9 protein-coding genes are annotated in these 12,700 nt (G+C 74.1%); 3 read left to right on the forward strand and 6 right to left on the reverse strand.

The window, feature by feature from the left end; genetic code table 11:
* Positions 1-52 precede the first annotated feature (52 nt).
* The 3 genes from ACZ4SV_RS33035 to ACZ4SV_RS33045 form a co-directional block, all read right to left on the reverse strand.
* Entirely contained in the window at positions 53-1,546 is a 1,494-nt protein-coding gene (locus ACZ4SV_RS33035; RefSeq protein WP_397938110.1) for a serine/threonine-protein kinase, read from the reverse strand.
* A 38-nt stretch (positions 1,547-1,584) separates the two neighbouring features.
* Positions 1,585-2,217, reverse strand: a complete 633-nt coding sequence (locus ACZ4SV_RS33040; protein ID WP_468009390.1) for a hypothetical protein — start codon at positions 2,215-2,217, stop codon at positions 1,585-1,587.
* Between the two features lie 186 nt (positions 2,218-2,403).
* Positions 2,404-4,830: an N-6 DNA methylase gene (locus ACZ4SV_RS33045; protein WP_468009394.1), complete on the reverse strand. Its 2,427-nt coding sequence runs from the start codon at positions 4,828-4,830 to the stop codon at positions 2,404-2,406.
* A 612-nt stretch (positions 4,831-5,442) separates the two neighbouring features.
* On the opposite strand from ACZ4SV_RS33045, the gene ACZ4SV_RS33050 reads away from it, so the two are divergent.
* On the forward strand, positions 5,443-5,631 hold the full coding sequence (locus ACZ4SV_RS33050) for a hypothetical protein (protein ID WP_468009397.1): 189 nt from the start codon (positions 5,443-5,445) through the stop codon (positions 5,629-5,631).
* Between the two features lie 217 nt (positions 5,632-5,848).
* The gene (locus tag ACZ4SV_RS33055; RefSeq protein ID WP_468009399.1) at positions 5,849-6,598 is read left to right on the forward strand and encodes a hypothetical protein; all 750 of its coding nucleotides are present in this window, start codon (positions 5,849-5,851) and stop codon (positions 6,596-6,598) included.
* Between the two features lie 48 nt (positions 6,599-6,646).
* Here the strand turns inward: ACZ4SV_RS33055 and ACZ4SV_RS33060 are convergent, their stop codons facing one another.
* Positions 6,647-7,330, reverse strand: coding sequence for an HNH endonuclease family protein (locus tag ACZ4SV_RS33060; RefSeq protein WP_397946209.1), 684 nt, complete (start codon positions 7,328-7,330; stop codon positions 6,647-6,649).
* A 227-nt stretch (positions 7,331-7,557) separates the two neighbouring features.
* On the opposite strand from ACZ4SV_RS33060, the gene ACZ4SV_RS33065 reads away from it, so the two are divergent.
* Positions 7,558-8,334, forward strand: coding sequence for an SDR family NAD(P)-dependent oxidoreductase (locus ACZ4SV_RS33065; protein WP_468009402.1), 777 nt, complete (start codon positions 7,558-7,560; stop codon positions 8,332-8,334).
* 403 nt (positions 8,335-8,737) lie between these two features.
* On the opposite strand, the gene ACZ4SV_RS33070 is transcribed toward ACZ4SV_RS33065, so the two are convergent.
* Both ACZ4SV_RS33070 and mfd read right to left on the reverse strand, forming a co-directional pair.
* The gene (locus ACZ4SV_RS33070; RefSeq protein ID WP_365883883.1) at positions 8,738-9,094 is read right to left on the reverse strand and encodes a MerR family transcriptional regulator; all 357 of its coding nucleotides are present in this window, start codon (positions 9,092-9,094) and stop codon (positions 8,738-8,740) included.
* Between the two features lie 28 nt (positions 9,095-9,122).
* Positions 9,123-12,653: a transcription-repair coupling factor gene (gene mfd / locus ACZ4SV_RS33075; protein ID WP_468009408.1), complete on the reverse strand. Its 3,531-nt coding sequence runs from the start codon at positions 12,651-12,653 to the stop codon at positions 9,123-9,125.
* Positions 12,654-12,700 lie beyond the last annotated feature (47 nt).

The raw sequence follows: 12,700 nt of genomic DNA on the forward strand, positions 1-12,700 counted from the left end.
CCGCCGCGCCGCCGCGGGAGGGACGGGGCCGCCGCCGGTCAGCCGCCGGGACCTATCCGTGCACCTGTCCCAGCCACTGGAGGGTCCGCCGTACCTCCACGGCCAGCGGGTGACCGGGGCCGTGCAGCCGTTCGACGTCCAGGACCAGCCGTACGAGCGTGTCGTGGGCGGCCGGCCGGTCGCCGAGGGCGAGCAGCAGATGGCCGACGCGCCGGCGCACCTCGTGGGCGAGCTGCGGGTCCCCGGAGACGTACTGGTTCTCGTAGTACGGCAGCAGCGCGCGGTACTCGGCGAGCGCCGCCGCCGGTTCGCCCAGTTGCTCCAGGCACTGCGCGGCCTCGTAGCGGTAGCGCAGGGCCTGCGGGTCCGCCTGGCCCGCCTGGGCGGCGTGTTCGTCGGCGAGCCGGCGCAGTTCGGGCAGCGCGCGCCGGTACTGGCCGTCGTCCATGAGGGTGGCCGCGTACTGCTTGCGCAGGGTGCGCACCACCGGGGAGTGCTGGCCGTGCTGCTCGGCGGCGGCCGGCAGGATCGCACCCAGGATGTCCACGGCCTGCGTGATGCGGCCCTCGCCCAGCAGCCGCTTGACCTCGTCCACGGCGGCCGCGACATCGGGCTTCTCCGCCACCGGCGGCGCCGGCGCGACCGGGGCGGGCTGCGGCGCGGGAGTGCGCGCGCGGTCCGGCCAGGGGGCGTGCGGACGCAGGAAGGGGCGCGTGGGATCCAGCGGCGCTCCGGTGGGCGTCCCGCGCGCCGGCAGCAGCAGGGACAGGTCCTCGTACACCTCCTGCGCGGACGCCGGCCGGTGCTGCGGGTCCTTGGCGAGCAGCCGCAGCACCAGGGTCTCCAGTGCCTCGGGGACCTCCGGGCGCGTCCGGCGCACGGGCAGCGGCGGCTCGTACAGGTGCCGGTGGAGCACGCCGAGGGCCGTGGAGCCGGCGAACGGCACCTCGCCGCTGAGCAGTTCGTGCATCAGCACACCGAGCGCGTACAGGTCGGTGTACGGGCCGACCGCGCCGCCCATCGCCTGCTCGGGCGCCATGTAGGCGGGCGAGCCGATCGGGGAGCCGGTGTGCGTGAGCCGGGTGGTGTCGGTGTCCATCACCGAGGCCACGCCCAGGTCGAGGACGGTGATCGTGCCGTCCTGCTTCACCATCACGTTGCGCGGCTTGAGGTCGCGGTGCACGATCGGCACGGCGTGCACGGCGCTCAGCACGGCGCACAACTGCGCGGCCACCGCGACCGTCCACGGCCATGGGTACGGGTCGTGCTCGGCGAGGTGGTCGGAGAGGTCGGCGCCGTCGACGTACTGCATGACGAGGTACAGCTCCTCGCCCTCGCTGCCCGCGTCGTGCACCGTGACCAGGCCGGGGTGGTCCACCTGCGCGGTCACCCGGCACTCGCGCAGGAACCGGCGGCGCAGTTCGTCCGCCTCCTGGCCCGCCACCTTGTCGGGGCGCAGCAGCTTCACCGCCACGCGCCGGTCCAGCCTGCGGTCGTACGCCGTCCAGACCTGGCCCATGCCGCCCTGCCCGATCAGCGTGGACAGTTCGTAACGGCCGGCGACGACACGTCCCGTCGCCACGCTCACCGTCCGCCCTCGTGGCCGTCCCGCTTGCGCAGGTAGTCGCTCAGTTCGTCCAGCTCGGCCCGTACCTGGTCGATGCGCGCGGGCGCCGGACGCACCGGCGGCGTGTGCGGCGGGAGGTGCGGGACGGCGGGCGGGAGGAGTGGTGCGGCGGGCGCGGGGCGGGCGGCCGGCGGGGCCGGTGCGGTCGCGCCGTACGGCGTCGCGGGGCCGGCGGACAGGACGAGACCGGCGGATACGGCCGGTCCGGCCGGTCCGGCCGGTCCGGCGGGCGTCTGGTAGCCGTACGCCGGCGCGGGGGCCGCGTACGCCTGCTGCCGTATCAGGAAGTGGCGGACGTCCGCGGCCAGGTAGTACGCGATCGTGGCCGCCAGCGTGCCCAGCACGAGCAGGGCGCCCGCGTAACCGCCGGGCGTGTGGACGTCGTCGCCGGGCTCCAGCGCCAGCAGGGTCATGCCGAGGACGTCGGCGACCAGCACCGCCACGAACAGCGCCCAGTCCAGGGAGCGGCGGGTGACGGCCGCCAGCCGCAGCAGCATCGTCCAGGCCAGGAAGCCGATGCTGAGGATGCCGAGCGCCACGAACAGCACACGCACGAGAACCAGCCACGCGGTGTGCGGTGGCTGCTTCACCGGCTGTCCGTAGCCGTGGCCGTGCATGGCTGCTCCCGATCCTGGATGTGGGCGTGCCCGTCCGGCCGGCATGCGTCCGCGCGGGGGCGGACAACACCGGCCGGGAATTGTCGCTTCGAGCATATGGCCCGGCACGGACAAGTGATCAGCGTTGTACCGAACCGTTGTCCGGGCACCCCGCGGGGGTCAGTCCGGTGCGACCGTGCCGCCGGTGAGGCCGTCGTACATCCCGCGCACCAGTTGCTCCCCGAGCCCGCTCGCGTGCCTGAGCGCCCGCTCGAACTCGTCGAGCGCGCGGAACCGCTCGCCGTAGCGCCGCTGCTGCGCCAGCGGGAGCCGGGGCAGTTGCAGCCGGCGCACGTCCAGCCGGGTCGCCGTGGAGGCGTAGCTGCTGGCCTGACGGTTGTTGGCGGTACCGCGCAGGAACCCGGCGAGGAACCATGAATCGAGCGCCGTGCGGTCCGGGCGCAGCAGCATCAGGTTGCGCCCCAGGGCGGCGCCCTTCGTCGCCTCGTCGATCACGCGCGCCACCGAGCCCCCGCCGAGCACCGGTACGACGACGTCGCCCGGTTCGGTCAGCACCGCCTCCTCCTCGCTCTCGGGCAGCGTCCCGGACGGCGCTGTTCCGGCGAGGACGTCGTGGTCGGTGAGCACCGGCACGCGCGCGTGGCCGCCGTTTCCGCCGGTACGCAGTACCAGCGCGCCCCCGCGCGCGAGTTCCCCGACCGTGGTGAGCGGCCAGTGCGCGGGCGGCGCCGGATCGGCGGGCGGCGGGGTGAGGCCGGCGGCCAGGCGCAGTGTCGCGCCCAGGCGTTCGCGGACCTGCGTGAGCTGCTCCACGCCGCCGGCCGCCGCGGCCGGCGGCAGATGGCGGGCCGGCGCGAGATCCACGTCGTCGCCGAGGAGTTCGATGACCGGCACCGAACGCGCCAGGCCCGGCCGCTCCGTCAGCCGCCCCGCGCGCGCGAAGTCCCGCCAGGCGTCCAGCACGGCGTCCCGTACCGCCGCCCAGTCCGGCCCGCCCCGCCCCTCACCGGCGAACCTCCCGGTGTCCACGAGCAGCACCTCCGGCGCGGCCGGCATCCGGCCGGGCCGGCCCAGCACCCACAGGTGCAGCGGGATGTTGTACGGCGGGGCCGCGCCGACCGGCAGCGCGACCACGGCCCGCAGCGCGCCCCGGCGCAGCAGATCGGCGCGGATACGGCGCCCGGAGCGGCGGGAGGCGGCGGCCGGCGGCATCAGCAGCACCGCCGTGCCGCCGTCGGCCAGCCGGGCCAGGGTGTGCTGCACCCAGGCCAGCTCCGATTCCGTACGCGCCGGGAAGCCGTACTCCCAGCGCGGGTCGTAGGCGAGTTCGTCGTGGCCCCAGTTGCGCTCGTTGAACGGCGGATGACACAGCACCGCCTCGGCGCGCAACCCGGGGTACGCGTCGGCGCGCAGGGTGTCACCGGTGGCGGCGCGCACGGTGGCCCGGCTGTGCAGCGCCAGCCGCAGGGCGCTGAGCGCGGCGAGTTCGGGCGAGCTGTCCTGGGCGTACAGCTCCTGGCCGGGGCGGGTGTCCACGGCACGCAGCAGGGCGCCGGTGCCGCAGGCCGGGTCCAGCACGGTGCGGGCCGGGCCGGCCAGGTCGGCCATGAGACCGGCCAGCTCGGCCGGGGTGAGCGTGTACTGGCGGGGGTTGGCGTCCAGGTGCCGGCCCAGCAGGAACTCGAAGGCCTGCCGCGCCCCGGTCTCGGCGGCCAGCTCGGCGGCACCGCGGAGGAGGGGGACGGAGGGGAGGAGTTGGGGACCGGTGGGGGGGCGGAGGGCGGGGGTGGGTGGGGTGGTGGGGGTGGTGGGGGTGGTGGGGGTGGTGGGGGTGGTGAGCGCGGTGGGTGCGGTGGGCGCGGTGTGAATCGCCGGTGCGGTGTGAACCGCTGGTGGGGTGTGGGCGGTTGGCGGGGCGTTCACGGGCTGCGGCGACGGTGCGGAGTTCACGGGCTGCGACCCCGGTGCCGAGTTCACAGGCTGCGGCGACGGTGCCGAGTTCACGGGCTGCGGTCCCGGCGTCGAGTTCACAGACCGCCGCGGCGGCGCCGAGTTCACAGCTCCTGCCGCCCGAGCCGAGTTCACAGTCCCAGCCGCCCCCGCCGGGTTCACAGACGTCATCGCCCCCGCGGAGTTCACACCCCCCACCGAGTTCACAGACCGTGGCGCCCCCGCCGAGTTCACCGGCCGTGGCGGCAGGACCCGTTCCAGGACCCGTTCCAGCGCCCCCGGCAGCATCGCGGCGAGCCGTGCGTCCGAGCCGGCGCTCGCGTCCAGCCAGACGGTGGGGCGCTCGTGGATCAGCAGCAGCGCGCACCCGGTGTGCACCAAAGCCGTCAGCGGGCCTTCCGGGTGGCCGGCGAGTTGCTGCCAGACGCGTTCGCGCAGCGGTACCTCGGCGAGTTTGCCCTGCTTGCGCAGCCACGCCTCGACCTCGGCAAGCGCGAAGGACGGGCTGGTCTCGGTGCCGCCGACCGGCTTGGGGAAGTCGGGGTGCCGGCGGCGCCAGTTGCTGACGGCGGCCCGGCCCACCCCGGCGAGCCGCGCGATCCCGGCCGCGGTCACCTCTGTCGCGTTGTCCTGCACCGGCCTCGCTCCCCTCGTCCCGTGTGTGCGCCGAGCATACCGGCGTACACAGCGTCCAGGAGTTCACGAGCGTGTACTGCCTGTGGATTGTGAACCGTGTTGACTCGGTTCACAGGCTCTGATCTGATGAACCGCAGCGAACGAGCGGCCACCGGAGGGGGAGGCCGCCGCTTTCGGGGAGGGGATGTCTCATGGGCATGAAGGCCAGGCTCGCGTTCAGCGCTGTCGTGGGGATCGCCGTCATCGGCACCATGTCCGCGAACGCCGGCCGCGAGGCCGAGCACGGCGGTTCCGGTGGCGGCGGCAAGGGCTCCCCGGCCTCCTCGGCCTCGACCGGGCACCGGTCCGACGACACAAAGGGCACGAACGACACAGCGGGTACCGGGACGGCCAGCCGGAAGAAGGCCACGCTCCCGGGCGACGGCGCGCACCGGGTCGGCTCCGGCGTGCGGCCGGCAACACCGACGGCCGCTGCCACTGGGAGCGCGCCGGGGACGCCCCCGGCGAGCCGTCCGCCAAGTTCGCCGACGACGGCGTCCGTGGCACCGGTTACGTGACCGTCACGGCCACCGACAAGGTGCTCACCTCCCGCGGCTGCGCGACTGGGAGGCCGTGGACCCGGAGGCGAAGGGCGTGCCCGCCTCCTGGATGAACGGCTCCTGGGAGCGCGCGAAGGACACCGACCACGAGCCGTACTCGGTCATCGCCCACGACACCGTCCACTGCACGACCGTCGTCACCATCAGCCCGTCGGACGCCTGCTTCACGACGAACGGCTACGGCGGCTGGAAGCACGCCTGACCCACCGGGACACCCGCTCCCCCGGGCCCCAGCCCTGGACCGTCACTCCGGGCCCCCAGCCCCGCACCACCACTCCGGACCACCAGACCCGCACCACCAGCCCGCACCACCAGCCCGGACCGCCACTCCCGGGCCCCCACCCCGGGCCACCACCCCCGCGGAGCCCCCGGGCTCCTCCCTCCGCACCAGCGACACTTCTCTCGATCAAGGAATCCCCATGCGTCGTACCGCATTCGCCGCTCTCTGCCTCGCCGCCGCCACCACGGCCGGGCTCGCCACCGGCTGTCAGCAGGGGCAGGGCACGGCCGCCGGCAAGCAGGAGGCCCCGTTCGCCGGGCTGAGCGGCGGCGAGATCGCCGAGCGCGCGCTGAAGGCCACCACCGGCGCCTCCTCGGTGCGGATGAAGGGCCGGATCGCCGACGACGAGAGCGACGGGGTCATCGACATCGACATGACGCTGAACCGGAAGGGCGAGTGCGCCGGCACCCTGGGCATGGGCGGCGCGGGCAGGGCCGAACTGATCAGGAGCGGCGGCACCGTCTACATGAAGTACGACGAGAAGTTCCTGCGCGCACAGAGCGAGGGCGAGTCCGCGGAGGACACCGACGCGGCCGTGGCGATGCTGGCCGGGAAGTGGACCAAGATGGCCGTCAAGGGTCAGGACGCCGAGGACCTCACGGGCTTCTGCGACCTGGACTCGATGCTCGGCGACGTCAGCGGCGAGGACACGGCGGCCACCCGCGGCAAGACCACGCGGATCGACGGCACGCCCGCGATCACGCTGCACGAGAAGGACGGCAAGGAGCGCTACACGGCGTATGTGGCGACCGAGGGCAAGCCGTACCTGCTGCGGATCGACAGCGCGTCCGACGCCAAGGAGCCGGAGCACCTGAGCTTCTCCGACTACGGCGTGCCGGTTGCCGCCAAGAAGCCCACCGGGAAGATCGTGGACCTGGACGCGCTGTAAGGCCTCGGCCGGCGCGGAGCCTGCGGGGCGCCCCGGCCGGCGCGCGGGTCACCGGGCGCGGAAGCGCTCGGGTGCCTTGGTCGGGTTGCCGCCGGCGGGCAGCTTCTGGTCCGGGCAGCCGCGCAGGACCTTCTTCATGGCGGCCTGTTCGGCGGCGGTGACCCACAGGCCGTACTTCTTCTTCACGGCGACCTGGCCGGCGACGTACGCGCACCGGTACGACTTGTCCGGCGGGAGCCAGGTGGCCGCGTCGCCGTCGCCCTTGCCGCGGTTGGTGCTCGCGTCGACCGCGAGGAGGTTGAGCGGGTCGTTGGCGAGAGCGATGCGCTTGCTCGGCTCCCAGTACTTGGCGCCCTTCTGCCAGGCGTCGGAGAGGGCCACGACGTGGTCGATGTCGACCTGGCTGCGGCCCCGCCGGTAGGTGATCTCCTTGCCGGAGTAAGGGTCGTGCTCCAGCAGGCCGTAGGAGACCTTGCAGGTGCCGCCGGTGAACCTCACGTGGGTGAGGTCGCGTTTGAGGATGTCGTCGCGGGTGTCGCAGGAGTTGGAGTCGGTGTCCGCCCAGGCGGTGCCGAACCGGTCCCGGGAGTAACCGGTCTTCGGCGCACGGCCCTTGACGGTCAGTGAGCCGACGGCGGTCAGGGCCGCGCCCGCGCGTCCGGTCTCCCCGGGCCCTGCGGAACCCTTGGTCTGCTCGGCCGTGCAGCCGGTCACGGCGACCAGCATGGCCATGGCGGTGACCGTTCCGCCCCTCAGACGCGTCACGCTGCGTCCCTCCCGCTCGCCCTGGCCCGCCCTCGGGTACGGGCGGATCGTTCCGCTTCCACGGTAACGTCCGGCCGACGGCCGCCATATGGGGCACAGTCAGGACATACAATGACAAGTTCGGTTTCCCGCAAGGCATTTCCGCTGACCGGAGTTGACCTTGTCACTGGCGTCAGGGTCCGAGGATCCGGGGCATGAGCGAGAACAGCCACCGCCAGGACAGCCACCGCGACGGTCCCCGTACGGTCCTCGTGACCGGCGCCGGCACCGGGATCGGCCGGGCCACCGCGCGCGCGTTCGCCGCCGGGGGCGCCCGGGTCGTCGCCGTGGGCCGCCGGGCCGCGCCCCTGGCCGAGACCGCCGAGGGCCACTCCGGGATCACGCCCCTGCCCGCCGACCTGACCGCCGAGGACGGGCCCGAGTCCGTCGTACGGGCCACGCTGGAGCGGTACGGCCGGCTCGACGTGCTCGTCAACAACGCGGCCGTCGTCACCACCGACTCCCTGCGCACCTGCACGCGCGCGTCGGTACGGCCGCTGCTGGACACCAACCTCCTCGCGCCCGTGCTGCTCACCCAGGCCGCGCTGCCCGCACTGGAGGACAGCCGGGGTGTCGTGGTGAACGTGACGACGTCGGTGGGGCAGCGGGCCTGGCCCGGCAACTCCCTGTACGCGGCGGGCAAGGCGGCCCTGGAGGTGCTCACCCGCAGCTGGGCGGTGGAACTCGCCCCGCACGGCATCCGGGTGGTCGCCGTGGCCCCGGGCGCGGTCGAGACACCGATCGCCGAGCACTCCGGGTACGACCCCGAGCAGCGCGCGGCCCTCCGCGCGTGGCAGCTCGCCCACACTCCGCTCGGCCGGATCGGGCGCCCGGAGGAGGTCGCCTGGGCCATCACCCGGCTGGCCTCCCCGCGCGCGTCGTTCGTGACGGGCGTGGTGCTGCCCGTGGACGGCGGAGCGGTGGTCGCCTGACCGGCGGACCTCGCCGGGAAGCGGCCCCCGGCCCCGGCCAGGAGCGACCCACTGACCCGGCCGGGAAGCGGCCCCCGGCCCCGGCCAGGCAGCGACCCGCGGACCCGGCCGGAAAGCGACCGGCGGACCCGGCCAGGCAGCGGCGGGCGAACCCCGCCGGGAAACGACCGGCGGGCCCGACCGGGAAGCGGCCCCCGGCCCCAGCCAGGAAACGGCCCCCGGACCCGGCCAGGCAGCGCCCCCCGGACCCGGCCGGGAAGCGGCCCGCGAAAGCCGCTCCCGGGGGCGTTCCCGGAGGCGTTCCCCGCCGGGCGGCCCTCGCTCGCGGGGCCGTCCCGGGTCACCGCCACCGTGGGCCCGGGGCCCGTGCCCGAGGCGGCCGTCGGGGAGCCCGGCGCCGGCGTCAGGCCGGTTCGCCCGCCTGGCGCAGTGCCGCCGCCAGCCGGTCCCGTACCGCCGTCTGGGCCGCGATGCGGGCGTCGAGCACGGCCAGCCGGTCCCGGGCGACCTCCAGCGCCCGGGCCGAGGCGGGACCGGCGGTGACGTCGCCGTCCAGGCAGGGCAGGAACACCCGGACGTCGTCCAGGGTGAGGCCCGCCGCCAGCAGCCGGCGGATGTTGCGGACCCGTACGGCCGTACGGTCGTCGTAGGCGCGGTAGCCGTTGGCGGCGCGCGCGGAGGCGATCAGGCCCTGCTGCTCGTAGTGGCGCAGGGCGCGCGGGCTGGTCCCGGTCGCCTCGGCCAGTTCACCGATCCGCACGCGCGCCCCCGCCTCCTTGTTCCGTCCGCTAGCCCAGGATCGAGGTGAGGAACTCGCCGACCCAGGCCAGCAGTTCCCGGCCGACCAGCGGCCTGCCGCCCACCTTCGCGGTCTTCGGGCGCGGGACCAGCACCTGGTGCGCGCTCGCTTTGATGACCGTGCCGGGGTAGAGCCGCTTGAGGCGCAGCTCCTGCGACTCGCGCAGCTCGACCGGCGCGAAGCGGATGTTGCTGCCCTGGAGGACGATCTCGCCGACGCCGCAGGCCCGCGCGAGCATCCGGAGGCCGGCCACCAGCAGCAGGTTCTCCACCGGTTCGGGCAGCTTGCCGTAGCGGTCGGTGAGTTCCTCGCGGACGGCCCTGACGTCCTCCTCGGAGTTGGCGGAGGCGATCGAGCGGTACGCCTGGAGGCGCAGGCGCTCGCCCGGCGCGTAGTCGTGCGGCACGTGCGCGTCCACGGGCAGCTCGATCTTGACCTCCAGCGGCGCCTCCTCCTCGGCCCCGCCGGTCTCCAACTGGCGCCGGTAGTCGGCGACCGCCTCGCCGACCATGCGGACGTACAGGTCGAAGCCGACGCCGGCGATGTGCCCGGACTGCTCGCCGCCGAGCAGGTTGCCGGCGCCGCGGATCTCCAGGTCCTTCATCGCGACGTACATGCCCGCGCCCATCTCCGTGTGCTGGGCGATGGTGGCCAGGCGCTCGTGCGCGGTCTCCGTCAGCGGCTTCTCCGGCGGGTACAGGAAGTAGGCGTACCCGCGCTCGCGGCCCCGGCCGACCCGGCCGCGCAACTGGTGCAGCTGGGACAGGCCGAAGGTGTCGCCGCGCTCCACGATCAGCGTGTTGGCGTTGGAGATGTCGATGCCGGACTCCACGATCGTGGTGGACACCAGCACGTCGAACCGCTTCTCCCAGAAGTCGACGACCACCTGCTCCAGCGCCGATTCCGACATCTGGCCGTGGGCCGTCGCGATGCGCGCCTCGGGGACGATCTCGCGGAGCCTGGCCGCGGCGCGGTCGATGGACTCGACGCGGTTGTGGATGTAGAAGACCTGGCCCTCGCGCAGCAGTTCGCGGCGGATGGCCGCGCCGATCTGCCGCTCCTCGTACGGCCCGACGAAGGTGAGCACCGGGTGGCGCTCCTCGGGCGGGGTGGTGATCGTGGACATCTCGCGGATGCCGGTGACCGCCATCTCCAGGGTGCGCGGGATCGGGGTCGCGGACATCGTCAGCACGTCGACGTTGGCGCGCAGCTTCTTCAGCTGCTCCTTGTGCTCGACGCCGAAGCGCTGTTCCTCGTCCACGACGACCAGGCCCAGGTCCTTGAACTTGGTCTCGGAGGAGAACAGGCGGTGGGTGCCGATGACGACGTCCACGGAGCCTTCCTTGAGGCCCTCCAGGACGGCCTTGGCCTCGGTGTCGGTCTGGAAGCGGGACAGGGCGCGCACGGTGACCGGGAACTGCGCGTACCGCTCGGAGAACGTCCCGAAGTGCTGCTGCACCAGCAGGGTGGTCGGCACCAGGACGGCGACCTGCTTGCCGTCCTGTACGGCCTTGAAGGCGGCCCGCACCGCGATCTCGGTCTTGCCGTAGCCGACGTCGCCGCAGACCAGGCGGTCCATCGGGACCGTCTTCTCCATGTCCTCCTTGACCTCGGCGATGGTGGTGAGCTGGTCCGGGGTCTCGGCGTACGGGAAGGCGTCCTCCAGTTCGCGCTGCCAGGGCGTGTCGGTGCCGAAGGCGTGGCCGGGGGCGGCCATGCGCGCGCTGTACAGCTTGATCAGGTCGGCGGCGATCTCCTTGACGGCCTTCTTCGCGCGGGCCTTGGTCTTCGTCCAGTCGGCGCCGCCGAGGCGGTGCAGGGTGGGTGCCTCGCCGCCGACGTACTTGGTGATCTGTTCCAGCTGGTCGGTCGGGATGTACAGCCGGTCGCCGGGCTGGCCGCGCTTGGCGGGCGCGTACTCCACCACCAGGTACTCGCGGGTGGCGCCCTGCACGGTGCGCTGGACCATCTCGATGTAGCGGCCGACGCCGTGCTGTTCGTGGACGATGTAGTCGCCCGCCTCCAGGGTGAGCGGGTCGATGGTCTTGCGGCGGCGGGCCGGCATCCGGGCGCCGTCCCGGCTGGCGGTGCGCTGGCCGGACAGGTCGGTCTCGGTGAGCACGGCCAGTTTGCGCGCCGGGTCCACGAAGCCGTACTCGACCGAGCCGCAGGAGACGTGCACCACGGACGGGCTCAGCTCGCCGAGGTCGTTGTCCAGGCGGGCCGCGATGCCCTCGCCGCCGAGCACCTCCACGGTGCGCGCGGCCGGCCCGTGGCCCTCGGTGAGGTAGACCGCGCGCCAGCCGTCGGCGAGCCAGCCCTTGGTGTCGGCGAGGGCCCGGGCGGTGTCGCCGCGGTAGCTCTCGGGCGCGCGCATGCCCAGCTTGAGGGTGTCGGCGTCCAGTTCCTCGTCGGCGGCGAACGGCGACACCGACCACCACATCATGTCCAGCTCGCGGGCGCGGTCGCGGACGTCGGCGATGGACCACAGGGAGGCGGCGCCGACGTCGATCGGGGCCTCGCCGCCGCCGGCCGTGGCCGCCCAGGACGCCTGGAGGAACTCCTGGCTGGTGGCGACGAGGTCGGCGGCGCGGGTGCGGACCCGCTCCGGGTCGCAGACGACGGCCATAGCGCCCTTGGGCAGGACGTCGAGCAGCAGCTCCATGTCGTCGACGAGGACCGGGGCGAGGGACTCCATGCCCTCCACCGCGATGCCCTCGGCGATCTTGCCGAGCAGTTCGCCGAGTTCGGGGTGGTCCTCGGCGAGGGCACGCGCGCGGGCGCGGACGTCGTCGGTGAGCAGCAGCTCGCGGCACGGGGGTGCCCACAGGCCGTGTGCGGCGACTTCGAGGGAGCGCTGGTCGGCGACCTTGAAGTAGCGGATCTCCTCGACGTCGTCGCCCCAGAACTCGATGCGCAGCGGGTGTTCCTCGGTGGGCGGGAACACGTCGAGGATGCCGCCGCGCACGGCGAACTCACCGCGCTTCTCGACCAGCTCCACGCGCGCGTAGGCGGCGGCCGCGAGGGCCGCCACGACGTCGTTCAGGTCGGCGTTCTGGCCGGTCCTCAGGGACACCGGCTCCAGGTCGCCGAGGCCCTTGACCTGCGGCTGGAGCACGGAGCGCACGGGTGCCACGACGACGGAGACGGGGCCGGTCTCGGGGTCGTCGGGGCGGGGGTGGGCGAGGCGGCGCAGGACGGCGAGGCGGCGGCCGACGGTGTCGCTGCGCGGGCTGAGCCGTTCGTGCGGCAGGGTCTCCCAGGAGGGGTACTCCACGACGCCCTCGGGCGGCAGGAGGGAGCGCAGGGCGGCGGCCAGGTCCTCGGCCTCCCGGCCGGTCGCCGTGACCGCCAGCACGGGGCGGCCGGCCTCGCGGGCCAGGGCGGCGACGGCGAAGGGCCGGGCCGCCGGCGGGCCGACGAGGTCGACGTGCGGGCGGTTGCCGTCCGCGGCGGCGGCGATCGCTTCCGCGAGGGCGGGGTCCTTGACGACGGCGTCCAGCAGACCGTGCAGGCTCATGGAGGGGCTTTCCGTCCGGGGGGTCGGCAACACGAAGGGCCCGACTC

Source organism: Streptomyces sp. NPDC027672 (assembly GCF_055566335.1).